The organism is Gemella haemolysans (assembly GCF_012273215.1).
Taxonomy (GTDB): Bacteria; Bacillota; Bacilli; order Staphylococcales; family Gemellaceae; genus Gemella; species Gemella haemolysans_A.
Window position 1 is genome coordinate 812,673 of record NZ_CP050965.1, and the last position, 20,593, is coordinate 833,265.

General features: G+C 29.4%; 20 protein-coding genes and 1 pseudogene. 5 read left to right on the plus strand and 16 right to left on the minus strand.

The features are described 5' to 3' along the window. Positions 1–31: 31 nt before the first annotated feature. The gene (gene gpmA, locus FOC48_RS03885) at positions 32–718 is read right to left on the minus strand and encodes a 2,3-diphosphoglycerate-dependent phosphoglycerate mutase (RefSeq protein WP_003146004.1); all 687 of its coding nucleotides are present in this window, start codon (positions 716–718) and stop codon (positions 32–34) included. A gap of 551 nt (positions 719–1,269) precedes the next feature. Here gpmA and FOC48_RS03890 point away from each other — a divergent pair. Continuing rightward, entirely contained in the window at positions 1,270–1,902 is a 633-nt protein-coding gene (locus tag FOC48_RS03890) for a LexA family protein (RefSeq protein WP_003146003.1), read from the plus strand. 150 nt (positions 1,903–2,052) lie between these two features. Here the strand turns inward: FOC48_RS03890 and FOC48_RS03895 are convergent, their stop codons facing one another. From FOC48_RS03895 to FOC48_RS03910, 4 genes and pseudogenes are all read right to left on the minus strand, one after another. Then, a complete protein-coding gene (locus FOC48_RS03895; RefSeq protein ID WP_155801186.1) occupies positions 2,053–3,093 on the minus strand; it encodes an IS1182 family transposase in 1,041 nt (346 codons plus the stop codon). Then, the gene (locus FOC48_RS03900; RefSeq protein ID WP_003146001.1) at positions 3,071–3,340 is read right to left on the minus strand and encodes a transposase; all 270 of its coding nucleotides are present in this window, start codon (positions 3,338–3,340) and stop codon (positions 3,071–3,073) included. Before FOC48_RS03900 ends, FOC48_RS03895 begins: the two co-directional genes overlap by 23 nt. Before the next feature lie 155 nt (positions 3,341–3,495). Further along, positions 3,496–4,440, minus strand: coding sequence for a LacI family DNA-binding transcriptional regulator (locus FOC48_RS03905; RefSeq protein ID WP_003146000.1), 945 nt, complete (start codon positions 4,438–4,440; stop codon positions 3,496–3,498). Further along, a pseudogene (locus tag FOC48_RS03910) lies at positions 4,440–5,321 on the minus strand (Cof-type HAD-IIB family hydrolase). The gene FOC48_RS03905 and the pseudogene FOC48_RS03910 overlap by 1 nt, the downstream one beginning before the upstream one ends. Positions 5,322–5,710: 389 nt before the next feature. On the opposite strand from FOC48_RS03910, the gene FOC48_RS03915 reads away from it, so the two are divergent. From FOC48_RS03915 to FOC48_RS03930, 4 genes are all read left to right on the plus strand, one after another. Continuing rightward, positions 5,711–6,253 (plus strand): DUF1697 domain-containing protein, encoded by a 543-nt coding sequence (locus tag FOC48_RS03915; protein WP_003145998.1) that lies wholly within the window; start codon positions 5,711–5,713, stop codon positions 6,251–6,253. 31 nt (positions 6,254–6,284) lie between these two features. Next, entirely contained in the window at positions 6,285–7,028 is a 744-nt protein-coding gene (locus FOC48_RS03920; RefSeq protein WP_003145997.1) for a DUF4336 domain-containing protein, read from the plus strand. A gap of 62 nt (positions 7,029–7,090) precedes the next feature. Then, complete coding sequence (locus FOC48_RS03925; RefSeq protein WP_003145996.1) at positions 7,091–7,630, plus strand: TetR/AcrR family transcriptional regulator; 540 nt, start codon at positions 7,091–7,093, stop codon at positions 7,628–7,630. A gap of 139 nt (positions 7,631–7,769) precedes the next feature. Continuing rightward, the gene (locus tag FOC48_RS03930) at positions 7,770–9,542 is read left to right on the plus strand and encodes an oleate hydratase (RefSeq protein ID WP_003145995.1); all 1,773 of its coding nucleotides are present in this window, start codon (positions 7,770–7,772) and stop codon (positions 9,540–9,542) included. A gap of 584 nt (positions 9,543–10,126) precedes the next feature. Here the strand turns inward: FOC48_RS03930 and prmC are convergent. The 11 genes from prmC to clpX all read right to left on the minus strand — a co-directional run bounded on the left by prmC (position 10,127) and on the right by clpX (position 20,357). Then, positions 10,127–10,969, minus strand: coding sequence for a peptide chain release factor N(5)-glutamine methyltransferase (gene prmC / locus FOC48_RS03935; protein WP_003145994.1), 843 nt, complete (start codon positions 10,967–10,969; stop codon positions 10,127–10,129). Continuing rightward, on the minus strand, positions 10,969–12,057 hold the full coding sequence (gene prfA, locus FOC48_RS03940) for a peptide chain release factor 1 (protein ID WP_003145993.1): 1,089 nt from the start codon (positions 12,055–12,057) through the stop codon (positions 10,969–10,971). The genes prmC and prfA overlap by 1 nt, the downstream gene beginning before the upstream one ends. 14 nt (positions 12,058–12,071) lie before the next feature. After that, a complete protein-coding gene (locus tag FOC48_RS03945; protein WP_003145992.1) occupies positions 12,072–12,650 on the minus strand; it encodes a thymidine kinase in 579 nt (192 codons plus the stop codon). A gap of 85 nt (positions 12,651–12,735) precedes the next feature. Continuing rightward, a complete protein-coding gene (locus FOC48_RS03950; protein ID WP_003145327.1) occupies positions 12,736–12,981 on the minus strand; it encodes a type B 50S ribosomal protein L31 in 246 nt (81 codons plus the stop codon). A gap of 253 nt (positions 12,982–13,234) precedes the next feature. Beyond that, positions 13,235–14,068, minus strand: a complete 834-nt coding sequence (locus FOC48_RS03955) for an amino acid ABC transporter substrate-binding protein (protein WP_003145991.1) — start codon at positions 14,066–14,068, stop codon at positions 13,235–13,237. 12 nt (positions 14,069–14,080) lie between these two features. Beyond that, positions 14,081–14,710 (minus strand): amino acid ABC transporter ATP-binding protein, encoded by a 630-nt coding sequence (locus FOC48_RS03960; RefSeq protein WP_003145990.1) that lies wholly within the window; start codon positions 14,708–14,710, stop codon positions 14,081–14,083. Positions 14,711–14,713: 3 nt separating this feature from the next. Beyond that, on the minus strand, positions 14,714–15,358 hold the full coding sequence (locus tag FOC48_RS03965; RefSeq protein WP_003145989.1) for an amino acid ABC transporter permease: 645 nt from the start codon (positions 15,356–15,358) through the stop codon (positions 14,714–14,716). 132 nt (positions 15,359–15,490) lie between these two features. Beyond that, complete coding sequence (gene rpsP, locus FOC48_RS03970; protein WP_003145074.1) at positions 15,491–15,763, minus strand: 30S ribosomal protein S16; 273 nt, start codon at positions 15,761–15,763, stop codon at positions 15,491–15,493. Between the two features lie 466 nt (positions 15,764–16,229). Next, the gene (gene yihA / locus FOC48_RS03975; protein ID WP_003145988.1) at positions 16,230–16,826 is read right to left on the minus strand and encodes a ribosome biogenesis GTP-binding protein YihA/YsxC; all 597 of its coding nucleotides are present in this window, start codon (positions 16,824–16,826) and stop codon (positions 16,230–16,232) included. Between the two features lie 2 nt (positions 16,827–16,828). Beyond that, positions 16,829–19,126: an endopeptidase La gene (gene lon / locus FOC48_RS03980; RefSeq protein WP_003145986.1), complete on the minus strand. Its 2,298-nt coding sequence runs from the start codon at positions 19,124–19,126 to the stop codon at positions 16,829–16,831. Between the two features lie 22 nt (positions 19,127–19,148). After that, entirely contained in the window at positions 19,149–20,357 is a 1,209-nt protein-coding gene (gene clpX / locus FOC48_RS03985; RefSeq protein ID WP_003145985.1) for an ATP-dependent Clp protease ATP-binding subunit ClpX, read from the minus strand. Between the last annotated feature and the right edge of the window lie 236 nt (positions 20,358–20,593).

Genomic DNA, 20,593 nt, shown 5'->3' on the forward strand with positions numbered 1-20,593 from the left:
TTAGTAATATTATCAGCTTTTTCATTACTTATTAGAATAATTCTGGCGCTGAGATAATGTTTAAGTTTTCGTCAATTTCAAATACTAATGGAGTACCTGTTGGTAAGTTAAGATCTAAGATTTTTTCATCAGAGATTTTTAATAAGTATTTGATTAACGCTCTTAAACTGTTACCGTGAGCAGAAATAAGTACGTTTTTACCAGCTTTAATTTGTTTAGAAATATCGCTTTCCCAGTATGGTAATACACGATCAATTGTAAGTTTTAAGCTTTCTCCTGTTGGAATTTCATTTTCAGGAATTTCTTTATATCTATCGATGTTTCCTGGGTACATGTCACTAGATTTATCTACTGCAGGAGGAGCTACATCGAAACTTCTTCTCCAAATGTGAACTTGTTCATCACCGTATTTTTTTGCTGTTTCAGCTTTGTTTAATCCTTGTAAAGCACCGTAGTGTCTTTCATTTAATCTCCAGCTTTTGTATACTGGAATCCATAATAAATCTAATTCTTCTAAGAATAAGTTTAAAGTTTTGATAGCACGTTTTTGGTAAGAAGTATACGCTACATCAAAAGTAAGACCTAATTCTTTAAGTGTTTGACCACCTTTGATAGCTTCTTGTCTTCCTTTATCTGTGATATCAACATCAACCCATCCTGTAAATCTGTTCTCTAGATTCCATTGGCTTTCACCGTGTCTAGTTAATACTAATTTCATTAAGAAATCCTCCTAGTTTTATTATTATATATCAATTATACAATATTTTTTAGTATTAGTACATAGTTTTTATTATAAAAATCATATTGAAAACGTTATAGGTATGCTGATTTTGATAAATTACATATATTTTTCACTTTCTGATATATATTAAGAAAAATAAGACTAGTTGAATAATAATTTTCATCTAATCTTATAATAATAAATAATATTTTCTGTTCATAATGACTTTATAATGAATTATGTATTTTTAAAATACTTTGTGTTCCACTTTACCCCTTTTTACAATTTTTAACTTGTTAGTCTCAAAAAAAGTAAAGACTTTAGCTAATAAAACTAGTATAACTATCCAATATATAAACATACTATTACCTTCTTTCATTTAATACGTAAAACTTAATTTTCTTTATACTTATATAATAACATACGGAAAACCGAAAATCAAGAGTAAAATTCATATTTCTTAATTTTTTTATTATATACCCTTGATTTTATATACGGTTTCCTTTATAATCAATGTATATATAGAAAATAGATTGGAATATAATATTATGACTACAACTTTTAGTATTAGATTTAAAAAATGTTTAAAAGAAAAAAATATAAAACAAGCTGAACTAGCTCGTTCGACAAAAATTACACCTTCATCAATTAGCGATTGGTCTAAAGGTAAATACACACCAAAAAGAGATAAATTGCAAATTATAGCCGATTATTTATCAGTAAATCCTGCTTGGCTTATGGGAGAAAGTGATATAATGGACGCAGAATCTCTAGATAATAGTTTAAATTCTAATAATGATTATTTAGATGATGTTTCTAAACTTCCTATATTGGGTACAATCTGCGCAGGAGATGGTGTTTATATTGAAGAAGAATATGATGAACATATTTTTATAGATCAAGGTATGCGTGCAGATTTTGCACTTCGTGTGAAAGGCGATAGTATGATAGAAGCCGGAATATTTGATGGTGACTTAGTTTTCATTCGTCAACAAAGTTCTGTAAGAAATGGTAAAATAGCTGCTGTTAGATTAACGGAATGGAACGAAGCTTCACTAAAGAAAATATTCGTTAAGAATGACAATGTAATTCTTTATCCTTGTAATCCTGACTATGAACCTATAGTAACACGTAACGTTGAAATTATTGGTGAGTGCGTCGGTGTATATAGAGAGCTATAATTTTATAAAATAAGAGTTTCTTAGATTAATTCCTAAGAAACTCTTCAGATTGTTGACAAAACGGCCAAAATATCAATGGACATATTGATGTTTTGGTCGTTTTTCAAAAAAATAAGCCATATGGCCGAGTATCAGTAGTATTAAGGAGGATTACACCTCTCTTAGTGCTATTGTTTTCATATTTTGAACACAACAAGACAACCAAGCGTACGACTGTACTTTGGCTTTCCCTCTATATAGTGCATATCTATATCCATGATTTTGTTTTGAATCTGCAAAACTGCGCTCTACTGTTTCTTTTCTTCTTTTATACAGTATCTTTCCTTCTTTAGACAATCGTCTTGTTCTTGCTTTATCATAATAATCTGCATTTATATGACGTCTTATTATTTTCTTCTCATTTTTATCATCACTCTTATATTGCTTATATCCATTTCTATCAATATTTCTGTATCTAAATATTTCTCCTGTTCGTCTATCTACAAATATATCTTTTTCGGGTATGTATTTAAAATATTTTTTATCTTTTGATTTTGAGAATCTTCTATATCCTATCACTGAAAATATACTTTTTTTATCTAACTGTTTTAGTATGTCTAGAGAATAATATCCGCTATCTAACGCAACTTTCCCTGAAGTTAATCCGAAATTTTTTTCTATCTGATTTAATCTATCTATATATGGACCACTATCATGAACGTTTCCTGGAGTTATGTGACAATCCATGATTATATTATTTTTTCCATCTACCGTTCTATGATCTAAATACATAAAACCTTCTTCTTTATGATCTCTGTGATAATAACCGCTGTCTGGATCAGTTGTGTTAACTCGTTGTCTTTTTAGTTCTTCTTTTTCTTTATATTGAAAAGGCTTTTTTCCTATTTTTTCTCTCTCTTCGTTTATTTCTTTTTCTAAGTCTAATTTTCTTTCTTTTACTCTTGTAGTTACTTCTATGTTGAATTTTCTTTTGTTTGCGTTAGCTTTTATATGTGTTGAATCAGTAAAGAACTCTATACCACCTACTAATTTTTTATCAATTGCTTGGTTCACTATATTTATAAATAATTGTTCGAATACGTCAGTTCCTTGAAATCGTCGGATATAGTTTTGTGAAAATGTAGAGTAGTGAGGAACTGGTTTAGAGAATGGTATCCCTAAAAACCATCTAAATGCAGCATCTGTTTCTATTCTTTATTATTGTTTCTCTCATAGATTTTATTCCGTAAAAATCTTTTAAGAACACCAATTTGAATAGCACAACAGGGTCTAAACTATTTCTACCTGATGTGAGACTATAGTATTTTTCTGTTAAATCATAAATAAATTTAAAATCAATTGCTTCGGCTACTTTTTTCAAAAAATGGTCTTTAGGAACTATTTCTGATAACGTCATTAATATTATTTCATCTTTTATATTTTCTTCTCTATTAAACATACTAAAACCCCCTCTATATACTTATATTATAACATTTTTAGCGTTTTTTCTCATTAAATAGGCTGTTGACTCATGCATATTTTGCATTTGTCAACACCCTGAAAAAGTTTCCAATTTAGTTTAGTTGGAAACTTTTTACTATTATTTTAAAATGACTAATTTTCTCGAGATAAAAACTCTGAGAATAAAACTTCTTGACTAATTGTTTCAGATAAAGCTTGTTTAAAAGCTAACTTTCCTAAATAATAGGATTTGTGGTCTATTGTTGGAAGTTTCAAAAGTTTCCCAACTAATAAGCCTTCCTGCCCAACAATATAGGGGCATTTTTTTCCACTTTCTTCATATCCTTTTATTATACCTGCTGCAACTTCATCACTTGTGGCTAATATACTATCTATACTATTATCTTTTATTAATTGATATGATAAATTTAGACCATCATTAAAGTTATGAATATTGCCAAATACTTTATATGGGGCCGATTGTTGACCGTATACAGCATGATAAGCTGATAAGGCAGAACGATATGTAGCCGATGATTCATTGCTTCTTGAAAATAATAAAACTAAATGCTCCAATCCTCGTGCTTTCATATTAGAAAAAATATCTAAAAATGAAGAATAGCGGTCAAGATAAGCAGAGGAAAGGAGATTATATTCCTGCAATTTTTCACAAAGTACTATTCGTCCATATTTTGCATAAGATTTAATAATATCAAGATTTACTGCTCTTGAAGTGAATATTAAAGCATCAATAGCTTCCGTTTTGAGCTGCTTCAGGTAGAAAAGTTCCAATTTTTGATTATAATCTGAAAGCATCATAACAAGTTGATAGTTGGTAGTTTTAGCAGCATCTAGAAGACCATTTATTAATTGTGTGAAATAAGGGTGGAGTGTGTGGGGAATTACAACACCTATCTTTTGTGTTTTTCCTCGACTTAAATCCCTCGCTAATTGGTTTGGTATATAATCTAATTCATTGATAAGCGCCATAACTTTTTGTCGTGTCTCTTCAGATACATGTGGATGATGGTTAATAACACGGGAAACTGTTGATTTAGAAACAACTGCCTTTTTAGCTATATCACTAATACTTGTCATTATAAAGCTCCTTTTAAGAATTTTTGAATCCCATATCCTACACCATCTTCATCATTAGACTTAGTTATTTTGTATGCTATTGCTTTAATGTCATCAAATGCATTATCCATAACAATAGGCTAACCTACCATTTCAAGCATAGGCAAATCATTATGTCCATCTCCAAATGCAGCAGTTTCTTCTCTTAACAACTCATCTTTTCGAAGTATGTAAGCAATCCCTTTAGATTTTTTAGCTAAGGCATGTGTAATTTCAAGATACGCTTTACCTGAACGTTGAATAGTGATTTCTGGTAAGTCCATACTTTGAAGATATTTTTCTAATTCTCTCATGTTTACTTCATCGAAAGTAATCATCATTATTTTAAAAATATTTATCTTGCCTTCTAAAAACTGCTCTTCATTATGAATAAATGTTGGAGTTTGTTGAGTTAAATTATGTTCATATCGGATTCCTTCATCTATTTTATCACAATACCAGTTATTTAGGTCATAATAAGATAAACTAACTTGAGGGAAATGCTGACGTATTCCTTTCAGCAATTTACTTACTGTATTTTTTTTAATAATTTGTGTATGAATAGGTATGATCTTATTATTATCACCTATTCTATAAATTAATCCTCCGTTAAAAGCAACTTGAATGCCTTTAAGTTGAAGAGCATTTATTGCATCCTTCATTTCCATTGGGGCTCTAGCAGATACTAAAGTTATAGGGACCTCTGCTTCTCGTATTAAAGTAGCATTTCTTTCGCTTACCTGTCCTTCACTATTTAATAATGTACCATCCATGTCGCAAAAAATTCGTTTGATATTCATATAAATTACCTCTCTTTCCTCAAAAATCATTATAAATGCTGGAACGCGTTCCATGTCAAGCATGAAATTATAAAAGTTTTAAAAAAATAAATCATACTTAACAAATCTCTATTATTTACATTTTAATAATTATTAAATTGTTTGAGTTTACTATTTTACAACCTCATTAGCTAATTACATTTAGTTTATTTATTTAAAAACTCTTCTTTTAATTATATGTATAAAGATAGAAAATATAAGTTATAATTTCTAATCAAATTTAAAGAATATCTATTTAGAATTATAAAAAGATGATTAAAGATGATATAATATTAGAAAAGAGATAATAAGAAATAAATTCTGATATAACAATAAAGGGCTACTGTAGGTATAAAATAAGTTATGTATTTTAATGTAGAATTATAGATAAATTATTTGTTTAACTAAATTAGAATTTGTAAAGGATAAATTATATGAAATATGTACTTTTATTACGTGGTATAAATGTAGGTGGCAAGAATAAGGTATCAATGAGTAAACTAAAAGAACAATTGTTAAGTATAGGTTTTGAAAATGTTAGTTCATATATTAACAGTGGAAATTTGTTTTTTAGTAGTTTAGAAAATCATGAAATATGCATTACAAAGATAAATAGTTTATTAGAAACTAATTATGATTTTTCGATACCTTTTGCGCTAATCACAAAAGAGGAATATTTAGAAGAAAAAGCTGAATTACCAGACTGGTGGAAGGAAGATATGGCTAGAAAAGATGTACTATTTTTCTCGTGCAAATTTAATAAATCAAGTATTCTTGACTTTATAGATAAATCTACATTTCGTAATGAAGTAGTACATGTAGGAAAACATGCAGTATTTTGGGGTAAATATGATGAGTCAGAATATTTAAAAACTACGTATCATAAAAAATTAATAAAGCAAGATTTCTATAAGAAAATAACGATTAGAAATGCTAATACGTTTGAAAAAATAGCTAAGATTCTAGAAGAAAACTAGAAGTATTCAATTGAAAGAAGGTGAATGTTTGATGGAAGGAATGTTGAAGTTATACTCTCCCATTAATGAATTAAAACAAATTGGTGAGAATATTTGGATTGTTGATGGAAATGAAATACATATGAGTTTTAAACTTTTTAAAGTTCCTTTTACAACAAGGATGACAGTAGTTAAATTAGATAATAACAAATTATGGATTCATTCACCAATAGCTTTTAATAAAGAATTAGATGAAAAAATAAAAGAACTAGGAGAAATCGAGCATATAGTTGCTCCTAATAAATATCACTATAGTTATGTATTAGATTGGTATAAACATTATCCAAATGCAAAAGTTTGGTTAGCAAAAGGAGTAAGTACCAAACTTAAAATTGATGAAAGAGAAAATTTTGTATCACTAGATAATATTTCAAAAACTTTTTGGTCAGAGGAAATATTTTTTACTCCCTTTAGAGGAAGTATAGCTATGGAAGAGATGGTCTTCTTTCATAAAAAGAGCTCAACCTTAATATTAACGGACTTAATAGAAAGTATAGAAGTAAATAAATTACCATTATTATATAAACTTGTATTTAAGTTTGGAGATAATAAGTATCCTAAGTTTCGAACGTCAAGAGATTTACGATCATCATTTATCTTTAAAAAACAAGCTAAAGATAGCTATTCTAAGATTGAAAGTTGGAAACCTGATAAAATTGTTTTCTCTCATGGAAAGATAATTTTAGAAAATGGTACGGAAAAATTAAAAAAAGCATTTTATTGGTTGAGAAAATAGTGTACTTTATGAGAAAATAATAGTATAAGATTTAGAGAATAAATGAAAGGGAGTGATTAGGTATGACAATAGTAATAAAAAGAGTACTGGCATCAACTTTAAAAGAGATGGCAGAAAAGAAATCATTGTCAAAAATAACAATAAATGATTTAACTCAAGCTTGTGGTGTCAGTCGTCAAACGTTTTATAATAATTTTAAAGACATCTATGATTTAGTAGAGTGGATATATCTTAAAGAGGTAGTGACTCCAATCGAAAAAGGGAAAATCTATGATAAATGGCAAGATGCTCTAACATCAATATTTCAATATATTTCTGAGAATCATGTTTTTGTCTTAAATACCTATCGCTCTTTTGGGAAAGGATTTTTAGAAAAAGTACTAAGACAGGAGATTGAACTATTTCTAAGTAATCAAGTGTTCAAAAAAATCGAAGTAACAAAAGAAGAAGCTAAACAAGTAGAGTTTTCTTATTCTTTTTATACATATGCTTTGGTTGGAGTAGGTTTAGATTGGATTGAAAAGCAAATGCCAGAAAGTGTTGAAGAACTGGTTGAAAGAATTGAAAATGTTATGTCAGGTGAGATAATTTCTCTTCTTTAAATAAAGTTTAAGCTCTTTTACAATTAAATAAATTTGTAAAATAGTTAGGCAAAATTTAAAAATTGTAAATTGTATTATAGATATAGAAGGTGTATATTAATAGAGATATTAGTATACACTTTTTTTAGGAGGAGTTTTTATGTATTATTCAAACGGAAATTATGAAGCATTTGCTAAACCAAAAAAACCAGCAGGAGTTGATAAAAAATCAGCCTATTTAGTAGGTTCAGGACTAGCATCTCTTGCTGCAGCAGCCTTTTTAGTTCGTGATGGACAAATGAAAGGGGAAAGAATCCATATTCTTGAAGAACTACCTATCGCAGGAGGTAGCTTAGATGGTATTATGAATCCAACTCGTGGATTTATTATTCGTGGTGGTCGTGAAATGGAAGATCACTTTGAATGCCTTTGGGATCTTTTCAGATCTATTCCATCATTAGAGGTAGAGGATGCATCTGTTTTAGATGAGTTCTACTGGCTAAATAAAGAAGACCCTAACTATTCAAAATGTCGTGTTATTGAAAACCGTGGACAACAAATTCCTGATGATGGACTATTCGCATTATCTGATAAATCTAGTCAAGAATTAGTAAAACTATATTTAACTTCTGAATCAGAACTTCAAGGTAAGAAAATAACAGATTTCTTTAGTAGTGAATTCTTTGAGTCTAATTTCTGGACTTATTGGGCAACAATGTTTGCTTTTGAAAAATGGCACTCAGTAGCTGAAATGCGTAGATATATGTTGAGATTTATTCATCATATTAAAGGACTTCCTGATTTATCAGCACTTAAATTCACTAAATATAATCAATATGAATCATTAGTTCTACCATTAGTTAAATATTTAGAAGATCATGGTGTAACTTTTGAGTACAATACTGTAGTTAAAGATATTAAAGTTGAAAAACAAGGGAAAGATTTAGTAGCTAAACATCTGATCTTAGAAGTAAACGGGGAACCTGTTGTTAGAGAATTAACAGAAGATGACCTAGTATTCGTTACAAATGGTAGTATCACTGCATCTACAACATATGGTAACAATGATACTTCAGCTCCTGTCAGCAAAGAGCTTGGTGGTGCTTGGCAACTTTGGAAAAACTTAGCTAAACAAGATGAACGTTTTGGACGTCCAGAAGTATTTTGTGAAAATCTTCCTGATCAAAGCTGGTTTGTTTCAGCTACAACAACTGTAACAGACAAACGAATCGCAGAATATATAGAAAAAATTTGTAAACGTGATCCTTATGCAGGTAAAGTAGTAACTGGTGGTATAGTAACAGCACGTGACTCAAATTGGATGTTAAGCTTTACACTTAACCGTCAACCACACTTTAAATCTCAATCTAAAGATGAATTAGTAGTTTGGATTTATGGTTTATATTCAAATATTTCTGGTAACTATATTAAAAAACCTATAGAAGCTTGTACAGGTATTGAAATCGCAGAAGAATGGCTTTACCATATTGGTGTTCCTGAACAATTTATTCATGAATTTGCAAGCAAAGGTTGTAGCACAGTTCCATGTTATATGCCTTATATAACAAGTTACTTTATGCCAAGACATGATGGTGATAGACCACTAGTTATTCCAGAAGGTTCTAAAAACTTAGCATTTATAGGTAACTTCTCTGAAACACCACGTGATACTGTCTTCACTACAGAATATTCTGTTCGTACAGCTATGGAAGCAGTATACACATTACTAGATATCGATAGAGGTGTACCTGAAGTATTTAATTCTGCATATGATTTACGTGTAATGACTAAATCAACTAATCGCTTAATGGATGGTAAAAAACTTGAAGAAGTTAAACTACCTTTCTTTGCCAAAGCAATTAGTAAACGCGTATTGAAAAAAATTAAAGGAACATATATTGAAGAAATCCTAAAAGATGCAGGATTGATTTAGGTATAATTCCTCTAGGTTATAGTTATAAAAAATACATAATAGATAGAAAAGACGATAGTTGAAACTGTCGTCTTTTTTTGAGGAATATAGAAAGAAGAAATCAGAATAATAAAATTCTTATAAGAGAAAAAGTAAAAAGTTGAATAATTATTCTAAAGAAAATTAATATATCTTTAAAGTAATTAATTTGGTCAATACATGTAAAATAAACTTAGAGGTATTATAAAATGAGGAACTAAATATAATAGGTTAACTTGTTAAATTTAATAAATATCGAATTATTTTTAAAATAATTTTAAAAAATTTCGTATATAGACAGTATTTATCTGCTGAATATGGTAGAATATAATTGTTGAAAAGATTAACACATTAAAATAGTAGGAACTATTTCTGATAACGTCATTAATATTATTTCATCTTTTATATTTTCTTCTCTATTAAACATACTAAAACCCCCTCTATATACTTATATTATAACATTTTTAGCGTTTTTTCTCATTAAATAGGCTGTTGATTCATGCATATTTTGCATTTGTCAACAGCCTGAAGAGTTTCTTAGATTAATTCCTAAGAAACTCTTATTTTTATATTCTTTCTAATATAGCCATCCTATCTCGGCCGTTTATATCTTTATACACTTCAGCTTTAAATTCATTCTCATTGGCTAGCTTCAGTATCTTCTCTCTTTGATCATATCCTATTTCAAAAAATATCATACCATCTTTATTTAAATATTCTTTAGAATTTTCTACTATTTCTCTATAGAAATACATACCATCTTCTTCTGCGAATAAAGCAAGATGTGGATCGTAATTTAAAACATTATCTTCCATTGTTATTTTATCACTATATGCTATATATGGAGGATTTGAAACTATGATATCGAATTTCTCATTTATATTCTCAAAAATATCAGATTGTATAAATTTAACCTCTGCCTCATTCATTATCGCATTTTCTTTAGCAACTTTTAGAGCTTCTTCACTAATATCACTTGCAACCACCTTTAGCGACTTAGACTCAAGTTCTTTTCTTAAAGTTATTCCGATAATACCACTACCTGTACATAAATCTAAAATTTTTATGTTATTTTTATTAATAGATTTTATATACTCAATAACCTTATATATAAGTTCTTCTGTTTCCATTCTAGGCGATAACACATCTTTAGTAACTTTAAACTTCCTATCATAAAAATACTCAAATCCCGCAAGGTGACTTAATGGCATATTTTCCTCTATATGTTTATCAATTAAAGAAAAATACAATTCTTCTTTTTCTTTTGATATTTGCTCAGAAATATTATTTGTAAATTGTTGAGAGTTTTCATCCAACATATACATTAATAAAAATCTCGCTAACGATTCTTCTTTTCCTTGTCTTCTCAAAAGAAGACAAGCTTTTGTAATAGCTTGCCTTCTGTTCATTATAGTTCTTCACCTTTATTTAGTTCTGCCATCTTCTCAGCTTGTTCAGCAATACGAAGTGCTTCTAGAACCTCATCAAGTTTACCTTCCATAATTTGGTCTAATTTTTGAATAGTTAAACCAATTCTGTGATCAGTAACACGATTTTGAGGGTAGTTATAAGTTCTAATACGTTCAGAACGGTCCCCTGTTCCAACTTTAGATTTACGTTCAGCATCAAATTTAGCTTGCTCTTCTTGTTGATATTTATCATAAACACGAGCACGTAAAACTTTCATAGCTTTTTCTTTATTTTTTATCTGAGAACGTTCATCCTGCATAGATACAACAACACCAGTAGGAATGTGCGTTAAACGTACAGCTGACATCGTTGTATTAACCGATTGTCCTCCAGCACCACTAGATGCAAAAGTATCAACACGGATATCATTTTCATTAATGTCGATTTCAATCTCTTCTGCTTCAGGTAATACTACAACTGTTGCCGTAGATGTGTGAATACGTCCACTTGATTCTGTTGTTGGAACACGTTGAACTCGGTGTGCACCACTTTCAAATTTCATCTTAGAGTACACATCTTCACCAGAAATAATAAAGATCACTTCTTTAATACCACCGATACCAGTTTCAGAACGTTCTAAGACGTCAACTTTCCATCCTTGAGATTCAGCAAATCTAGTGTACATACGTAATAAATCACCAGCAAATAATTGTGCTTCATCTCCTCCAGCTGCTCCACGAACCTCAACAACAACGTTTTTCCCATCGTTAGGATCTTTTGGTAATAATAAGATTTTTAATTCTTCTTCCATTGGTGCAAGAGTTGGTTCTAATTCTTTGATTTCCTCTTGCATCATTTCTTTCATTTCTTTATCTTCTTCTATTTCAAGAAGTTCTTTTGTATCTTTAATTTGTTGAACTATATCTTTATATTCTCTAAATACAGCTACAGTTTTTTCAATAGAACGTTGTTCTTTAGAATATTCCATAAGTTTTTTCGTATCACTTACAACATCTGGATCACTAAGTAATTCGTTTAGCTTTTCATAACGTTCTTCAACTATCTCAAGTTGTCCAAAAATTTCCATTTCTTCCTCCTAATTTATCTTTTAATTTCATGACAATGGCGACATCTAGCTTCATACGATTCACTAGCACCAATAACCACTATTGGGTCATCATATCTAGCAGGTTCACCATCAATTAATCTTTGACTTCGACTAGCTTCTTTACCGCATTTATTACAAACAGCATGAAGTTTTGTTACCATTTCACTTACAGCCATTATTTCAGGCATCGGGTGAAACGGTTCTGCTTTGAAATCCATGTCTAAACCTGCAACAATAACGCGTATACCATCATCAGCAAGCTTATTAATAACTTCTACAATTTTCTCATCAAAGAACTGTACTTCGTCAATTCCTATGATATCATATTTTTTATCAATAATATAGTCATAAATCTGTTCAGCTTTATCAATATTTACTGACTCATAACTATTTCCATTATGTGTAGAGACCATATTCTCTTCGTATCTATTATCTATAGACGGTTTGAATAAAAGTATTTTTTGTTTGGCTATTACCCCTCGTTTTATACGTCTTAGTAATTCTTCTGATTTTCCAGAGAACATACTTCCACAAATACATTCTATCCATCCGAATTTTCTATTTTCTATCATTATTAATCCCCTCGGGCTTGTATTATACAATTACTAATAGAATAAAAACAGACAATCCAATAAAGAAATGTCTGTTTTATTTTTCTTACTTGATACCGTATTTTTTGTTGAAACGTTCGATACGTCCATCTGCTTGAGCGAATCTTTGACGCCCTGTGTAGAATGGGTGTGTATCTGAAGAGATCTCAACTTTTAATAATGGGTATGTATTCCCGTCTTCCCACTCGATAGTTTCTTTAGATGGTTTAGTTGAACCACTTAAAAATTTGAAACCACTTGTAGTATCCATGAATACAACTTTACGGTAATCTGGGTGAATTCCTTCTCTCATTATTATCGTCTCCTTCTGCCCTGAACGCTTTTAATACGAACAGAGTTATTTTTCAGTGAGTTAATCACATACCTTATTATTATAAATAATAATCTTAAAAAAATCAAGTACTTTTATTAATATTTGTAAACTTTTTTTGTTGACACCTTGTATTATATTTACGCTATAAAACCTCTCTTTTATTTATAGTTAAAAAATACAAAAGAGACAAACTATTATATTCGTCATTAATAGTTCATCTCCTAATCTTAAGTTATTTTTTTATCTCATCAGTAGCAACATCTTCTCCGAACCATTTATTTGATATTTCTTGGAATTTTCCTTCTTCATATAATTTATTAAATGCTTCATTCACCTTATTAATAAGTGTAACATCCGCTTTTCTCGCTCCTACTGCAAATGCTTCACTATCAAATCCTGCATTTAAAATATCAAAATCTCGGAGTTTATTCTGTTGTTTTAAATAATAATTTGCATACACTTTATCAATTAATAATACATCAATTCGATCATTTTCTAAATCAATTAACGCCTCATTAAAACTTTCATACTGAGTAGCATCGTTATTCTTCACTATATTTTTAAGAACTTCTGGTTTCTCATTAAAAGTATCATATCCTGACGAACCATTTTGAGCACCAAGTACCCTATCTTTTAGTTCAGATATAGTTTTAATTTTTTTAGATTTTTTCACTACTACAACTTGCTCATTTATCATATATTGCTTTGTAAATCGAACTACACTTTCTCTTTCTTTAGTCTTTGAATAACCATTCCAAATTAAATCTATATTACCATTTTTCAACTCAGTTTCTTTTAAATCCCAGTTAATTGCTTGCCACTCAACTTTTATTCCATATTTTTCAAAAACTGAGTTTGCTAGATCTATATCAAATCCAACATTTTTACCACTCTTATCTTGGAATCCCATAGGAACGAACGTATTATCAAAACCTATAACAACCTTCTTATCTTTTTGAAAATCTTCCCAGTTATCTTTTTTAGGTTTATCTTTTCCACCAGATGCACAACCACTAATTATTAAAACACTAATAAGAAGAGTAATAAGTAATTTAAATCTTTTCATTATAATCACCTCTTACTTTGGTTCTACTTTCAGAATACTATCTGCAATATTTTCTGCGAATTGCAAATCGTGAGTTACAACAATCTGTGTAATCCCTAATTCTCTATTTTTAAGAATAAGTTTCTCTACTTCTAATCTAAGCTCTGGATCCAATGCACTAGTAGGTTCATCATAGCCTATTATTTTAGGATCAATCATCATCGCTCTTGCTAAGGCAACACGTTGTTTTTGTCCACCTGATAATGAAATTGGATAATTGTTTACCTGCTTATCTAGCCCAAGCTTATTCAACAATGTAAGTGCCTTTTCTTCAGCATCATTTTTAGACATATTCATAGTCTTAATTGGAGAAAGTACTAAATTTTCAAGAACTGTAAGATGCGGAAACAATTGAAAATCCTGGAAAACAAATCCTAATAAATTTCTTTTTTCTAATTCATCAATTGGAAGTGATTCGCTATTATAAATAATTTCACCAGAATCAATTTTTTCTAGACCCGCTAACATTCTTAACAACGTAGTTTTCCCTCCACCAGAAGGCCCTACTATTGCTAGAATCTTATTCTCTTCTACAGTTAGGTTAAAATTCTCAAGAATTTGTCTATCTTTAAATTTCTTACTTATATTTTTTAATTCTAACATGTGTTATCTCCTATCGTAGTTATAACGCTTTTCTACTCGTTTCGATATTATTGTTACAATACCAATAAGTAGTAAATAAATTGCTCCAGCAACAAACATCGGCAATAAACTTGCATCTCTGTTAGCAGCTGTTCTACTAGCTAAAATCAAATCACTTATTCCTAATGCATATACTAAAGAAGTATCCTTAACTAAACTCATTATTTCATTAAATACACTCGGCAATACAATCTTAATAACTTGTGGTAAAATAACAAATCTAATAGTTTGAAATTGAGTAAATTTCAATACTTTCGCAGCCTCATATTGACCTTTCGGAATTGAGTCAATACCACCTCTAAAAATTTCAGCAAAATAAGCTGCATAGTTTAACGTAAATGCAATTATAGCAGCAGGTAGTCTATCAAATCGTATTCCTACTGAAGGTAGTACATAATATATAAAAATTAATTGTAGTAACAACGGTGTTCCACGCATTATCCATATATATATATTAATAAAATAGTTTAATAGCTTAATATTAAATCGTATAATAAAAGCTATAATTACACCTAATGGAATAGATAAAATTAAAACTAGGAAAAATACTTCTAAAGTTATTAAAGCACCTTTAATTAAACTAGGTAATATTTCCATTAAATATTCCATATAATTCCTCCTTTTATATTCAATAACTACACTCGACAGCTATGTAGTTGGTTGCTTTTGAATTTTAAATCTAATTATAACACAATTTTATAAAAACAAAAACCCCTTAATAATTAAGGGGCTAAATATTCATTATTTATTTAATTTTGAATCGTGGAATTTTTTCATAATTCCTTCTTTTGATAATAAACTTCTAACTGTGTCAGAAGGTTGAGCTCCATTACCTAACCATTTTAATGCTAACTCTTCATCGATTTTAACTTCTGCTGGTTCTTTAACAGCATTGTAAGTACCGATAGTTTCGATAGAACGTCCATCACGTGGAGATCTTGAATCAGCAACAACGATACGGTAGAAAGGTGATTTTTTAGCACCTAATCTTTTTAAACGGATTTTTACTGCCATGTTTGTACTCCTTATGTTTCAACTTTTTTATTAATTTTATGTGTGTGTGTTTATGAAGTGTTTTAATGAAAAAGTTGAATCTATAACGCTAAGTTTTCTAAGCTAGATATTATTCTAACATTAAAATATAAGTATGTCAATACTTTTCGACGAAAAATGTCAACTTTTTTTGTTGACTCGTCTAATCCCTATTATATCAATTTTTCTATGCTATGTAAAGATAAAATATTTATAAAAATTTCACATCTAAAACTCTATTAATAATCAAAAAATATAGAAGGGAGTGACTCAAAAATCGTGATTTCGAAGAAATCGATTTTGTCGAGTCACCCCCGCACAGGTTATTAGATATCTAAAAAGCTTTTATAAAGCGAATTTAGATATCAATAAACCACTGCGTCTATGAGTTTTCATATAAACCTTGTTTAAATTTAGGGATTTTGGGTCGCCACTTCTTTTTTAACTTTTAATCTTCTAATACTTTAGCTATTTCATTTAGAACTTGTTCTTTCCCTATTTTAGTAACTGAAGAAAAAGGAATAATAGCCATATTATTAGTTAAGTCTAATTCGCGTTTAATTATTCCTGTATTTTTAACAAGTTCATTTTTAGAAATTTTATCAATTTTTGTCATAACTATAACAAATGGGATTTCATAATAGTTTAAAAATTCATTCATCTCAATATCATCTTGAGATGGTTTATGTCTACTATCAATTAAATGTAGAACAAAACCTAAATTTTCACTATTAGTGAAGTACTCAACAATCATATCGTATAGTTTTTCTTTTTCTGGTTTTGATAATTTAGCGTACCCATAACCTGGTACATCGACTAAAACTAACTTATTATCAACATCGAAGAAGTTTAATGTACGAGTTTTACCAGGCTTTGATGAAACACGCGCATAGTTTTTTCTTTCTAATATTGTATTAATAAAAGATGATTTACCAACATTTGAACGACCACACATCGCTACTTCTGGTTTATCATGTTCAGGATATTGTTTTTTTGAAACTGCACTTATAAGCAGATCAACATTATGTGTATTTAACTTTTTCATCTTTATTCTCCAAATACTATTTTAAATACTTCTTGAATACTGTCAACGGAATAGATAGTTAATTTTTCAAGTACTTCTTTCGGAATATCAATTAGATCTTTTTTATTCTTAGTCGGAATAATTATTGTATTAATATTCATCTTTTCGGAACTTAAAATCTTCTCTTTAACCCCACCTATTGGTAAAACTTTTCCATGTAAAGTCATTTCTCCAGTCATCGCTATGTTATTATCAACTGGTTTTTTAGTTAATGCAGAATACACCGAAGTAGTAATAGTTATACCAGCAGATGGTCCATCTTTAGGAACAGCACCTTCAGGAACGTGTAGATGTATGTCTATTTCTGAGAAATTAATATTCTCAATATTAAGATTTTCAGCATTAGATCTTAAATAAGAAATCGCCATTTGTGCTGATTCTTTCATTACATCCCCTAGTTTTCCTGTAAGAATAATCTTACCATTTCCTTTAGATACACTTGTTTCAATTTCTAGAGTATCTCCACCAACAACTGTATAAGCTAGACCATTAACTAAACCAATCTCAGGTTTAACATTTTTATCTTTTGAACTATATTTTTCAGGTCCAGCAAAATCCTCAAGGTTAGTAACACCTACTTTGATTTTCTCTTCTCCTTGAAGAACTTTTAGTGCAGCTTTTCTACAAATAGAACCAAATACTCTCTCTAAATTCCTTACACCAGCCTCATAAGTATATCCATTTATTATCTTATTAATCGCCTGTTTACTAAAGGTAATTTGACCTTTTTTAAGACCATTTTCTTTAATTTGACGTGGTATTAAATATTTCGCAGCGATATTTTCTTTTTCTTTAATAGTATAAGATTCAAGTTCAATTACTTCCATCCTATCTCTAAGTGGAGCTGGAATTAAACTCAAATTGTTAGCTGTCGCAATAAATAATACTTTTGATAAGTCAAATGGAATATCTAAGTAATGATCTACAAATTCATTGTTTTGAGCTGAATCAATTACCTCTAGCATAGCTGCTGCAGGGTCACCTTTTATATCAGAAGCCATTTTATCAATTTCATCTAACAAAACAACTGGATTCTTAGTTTTTATTTTCTTCAATGATTGAATAATTTTACCAGGTAAAGCACCAAGGTAAGTTCTTCTATGTCCACGAATTTCAGCTTCATCATGTACTCCACCTAAAGAAATACGAACAAAACTTCTTCCCATAGAAGCGGCGATTGATTTAGCTAATGAACTCTTACCTACACCTGGAGGTCCTGATAAACATAAAATTGGAGATTTCATATCATCTCTTAGTTTTTTAACCGCTAAAAATTCTAAAATTCTCTCCTTGATTTTTTCTAAACCATAGTGATCTTCATTAAGAATTTTTTCTGCATTCTTTATATCTATTTCATCAGCTGTTAGTATATTCCACGGAAGCGCAACAACAGTATCTAAATAAGTTCTAATGATAGAATGTTCAGGACTCATTACCGGTGTTTTTTCTAGCCTATCTACTTCTTTTAATAACACTGCTTTATCCTCTTCAGATAATTCAATATCATTAATAGCTTGACGAATCTTTTCAATATCGTCATCTTCAGGCGATATTTGCTTCAACTCATCTTGTACAACTTTCATCTGTTCACGCAAGAAGTATTCCTTTTGTTGAGTATCGATATTAGCTCGAACTTTTTCATCAATCTCACGTTTGAAGCTATTTCCAACTAAGAAAGCTTCTAGACTTCTATTTAAGAAAATAGTCTTTTTCTCTAAATCTAACAAGAATAATACACGTTGTTTAAGCATTTTATCAATTGGGAAAAACTTAATATTTTTATTGATAAATTTCTCTAAATCATCAGTTTTATAGTAATCAATATCGAAGTTTTCTCTCTTTAAATAATTTAGGAAATTTGTTCTGATACTATTCAATAAACCTGTTTTATCAAAACCATTATCCACAACTTCTCTAATATTAATCTCAAGGTGTTCAACATGGTTATTGTTATAAACACCACTTTTTACCTCTGCAATTCCATAACATTGGTACTCATATTTTTTATTCTTTTTATCAATTGTTAATTGACCATAAGTCCCAAAGAACACATTAAAACCATTACTATCAAATACATCTTCTTCAGAAAATGAATCATCATAACTATCAATTGGTTTTCTTTTGTATGTTACAAAAACTGATATTTTATCTTTTTTAATAGTTTTAATTGTTTTTAAAAATTTTTTGTCCGTTACATCTATTGTATAAGTATTAGACGGAAAGAATAAATCTCTATTCTCTAATAAATAATATTTTGTCAAAACGAACTCCTCTCTAACCTATTTATTTTAAAATTGGTTTTGTTTTATTAATTACGTTATCACGTGTTACTGTGCAAGTATTAATACCTTCTTTACTTGGTATTTCAAACATAACATCAAGTAGTAGTTCTTCAATAATAGAACGAAGTCCACGTGCTCCTGTTTTTCTCTTGATAGATTCTTTAGCAATTTCTTCAAGCGCTTCTTCTTCAAAAATTAATTTAACACCATCAAGATCAAATAAGTATTCATATTGTTTAACAACTGAATTTTTTGGTTCAGTTAATACTCTAACCAAATCTTTCTCATCAAGTTCTTCTAGATAACAAACTACCGGAATACGTCCAATAAATTCAGGAATCATACCGAACTTAACTAAATCTTCATGTTTTACTTTAGAAATAATATCTTTATCATCTTTTAGTTCATCACTCTTAGAAAAACCTATAACTTTTTCTCCTAGACGGCGTTTGATTATTTCTTCTATACCCGAAAAAGCTCCTCCAATGATAAACAGAATATTTTTCGTATTGATTTTAATCATTTCTTCTCCAGGGTGTTTTCTTCCACCTTGAGGAGGCACACTAGCAACCGTACCTTCTAGAATTTTAAGAAGTGCTTGTTGAACACCTTCTCCTGAAACGTCACGAGTAATTGATACATTCTCACCTTTTTTGGCAATCTTATCAATTTCGTCAATATATATTATTCCTTTTTCAGCTCTTTCAATATCATAATTAGCACTTTGAATTAATCTAAGTAAGATATTTTCAACATCTTCTCCAACATAACCTGCTTCTGTAAGTGTTGTTGCATCTGATATAGCAAAAGGTACGTCCAGCATTTTAGCTAAAGTTTGAGCAATCAATGTTTTTCCTGATCCAGTACTTCCTATTAAGGCAATATTACTTTTCTGTAATTCTATATCATGATTCTCTGCAGCTTTTATTCTCTTATAATGATTATAAACAGCAACAGCAACAGATTTTTTCGCCTTATCTTGACTGATTACATATTCATTTAAATGCTCCATTATTTTTTGAGGTTCTAATAATTTAAATGCTGGTTTGTTATTAGCATTTTTATATTCAATTTCTTCTTCGATTATATCTGAACATAAATCAACGCACTCATCACAGATAAATACGTCATTCCCAGCTATCATTTTAAAAACTTCGTTAGTATTTTTTCCACAAAAAGAACATCTTACTTCTTCTTTATTTTTCACCATAATTACACCTCACATTATTGAACTTTATCTTATATCTTATTATCTTTTTATTATCTAATCTATTTAAAGCTCAAAAAGATACACATTATTATATCACACAATACATTTTTTTTCTAGCAAAGACTATCATATAATATTTAATACTAAACCTTTTATAGTAAATCGTAGACTATAATAAATTTAATATTTTAAAATTTTTCACCTATTAAATTCAATTCTTAAAATTTTATATGTTA

Bases quoted from the DNA above. Each gene is read 5' to 3' on its own strand.
- gpmA (WP_003146004.1), bottom strand. From the start codon at position 718: ATGAAATTAGTATTAACTAGACACGGTGAAAGCCAATGGAATCTAGAG.
- FOC48_RS03890 (WP_003146003.1), top strand. From the start codon at position 1,270: ATGACTACAACTTTTAGTATTAGATTTAAAAAATGTTTAAAAGAAAAA.
- FOC48_RS03900 (WP_003146001.1), bottom strand. From the start codon at position 3,340: ATGTTTAATAGAGAAGAAAATATAAAAGATGAAATAATATTAATGACG.
- FOC48_RS03905 (WP_003146000.1), bottom strand. From the start codon at position 4,440: ATGACAAGTATTAGTGATATAGCTAAAAAGGCAGTTGTTTCTAAATCA.
- FOC48_RS03915 (WP_003145998.1), top strand. From the start codon at position 5,711: ATGAAATATGTACTTTTATTACGTGGTATAAATGTAGGTGGCAAGAAT.
- FOC48_RS03920 (WP_003145997.1), top strand. From the start codon at position 6,285: ATGGAAGGAATGTTGAAGTTATACTCTCCCATTAATGAATTAAAACAA.
- FOC48_RS03925 (WP_003145996.1), top strand. From the start codon at position 7,091: ATGACAATAGTAATAAAAAGAGTACTGGCATCAACTTTAAAAGAGATG.
- FOC48_RS03930 (WP_003145995.1), top strand. From the start codon at position 7,770: ATGTATTATTCAAACGGAAATTATGAAGCATTTGCTAAACCAAAAAAA.
- prmC (WP_003145994.1), bottom strand. From the start codon at position 10,969: ATGAACAGAAGGCAAGCTATTACAAAAGCTTGTCTTCTTTTGAGAAGA.
- prfA (WP_003145993.1), bottom strand. From the start codon at position 12,057: ATGGAAATTTTTGGACAACTTGAGATAGTTGAAGAACGTTATGAAAAG.
- FOC48_RS03945 (WP_003145992.1), bottom strand. From the start codon at position 12,650: ATGATAGAAAATAGAAAATTCGGATGGATAGAATGTATTTGTGGAAGT.
- FOC48_RS03950 (WP_003145327.1), bottom strand. From the start codon at position 12,981: ATGAGAGAAGGAATTCACCCAGATTACCGTAAAGTTGTATTCATGGAT.
- FOC48_RS03955 (WP_003145991.1), bottom strand. From the start codon at position 14,068: ATGAAAAGATTTAAATTACTTATTACTCTTCTTATTAGTGTTTTAATA.
- FOC48_RS03960 (WP_003145990.1), bottom strand. From the start codon at position 14,710: ATGTTAGAATTAAAAAATATAAGTAAGAAATTTAAAGATAGACAAATT.
- FOC48_RS03965 (WP_003145989.1), bottom strand. From the start codon at position 15,358: ATGGAATATTTAATGGAAATATTACCTAGTTTAATTAAAGGTGCTTTA.
- rpsP (WP_003145074.1), bottom strand. From the start codon at position 15,763: ATGGCAGTAAAAATCCGTTTAAAAAGATTAGGTGCTAAAAAATCACCT.
- yihA (WP_003145988.1), bottom strand. From the start codon at position 16,826: ATGAAAAAGTTAAATACACATAATGTTGATCTGCTTATAAGTGCAGTT.
- clpX (WP_003145985.1), bottom strand. From the start codon at position 20,357: ATGGTGAAAAATAAAGAAGAAGTAAGATGTTCTTTTTGTGGAAAAAAT.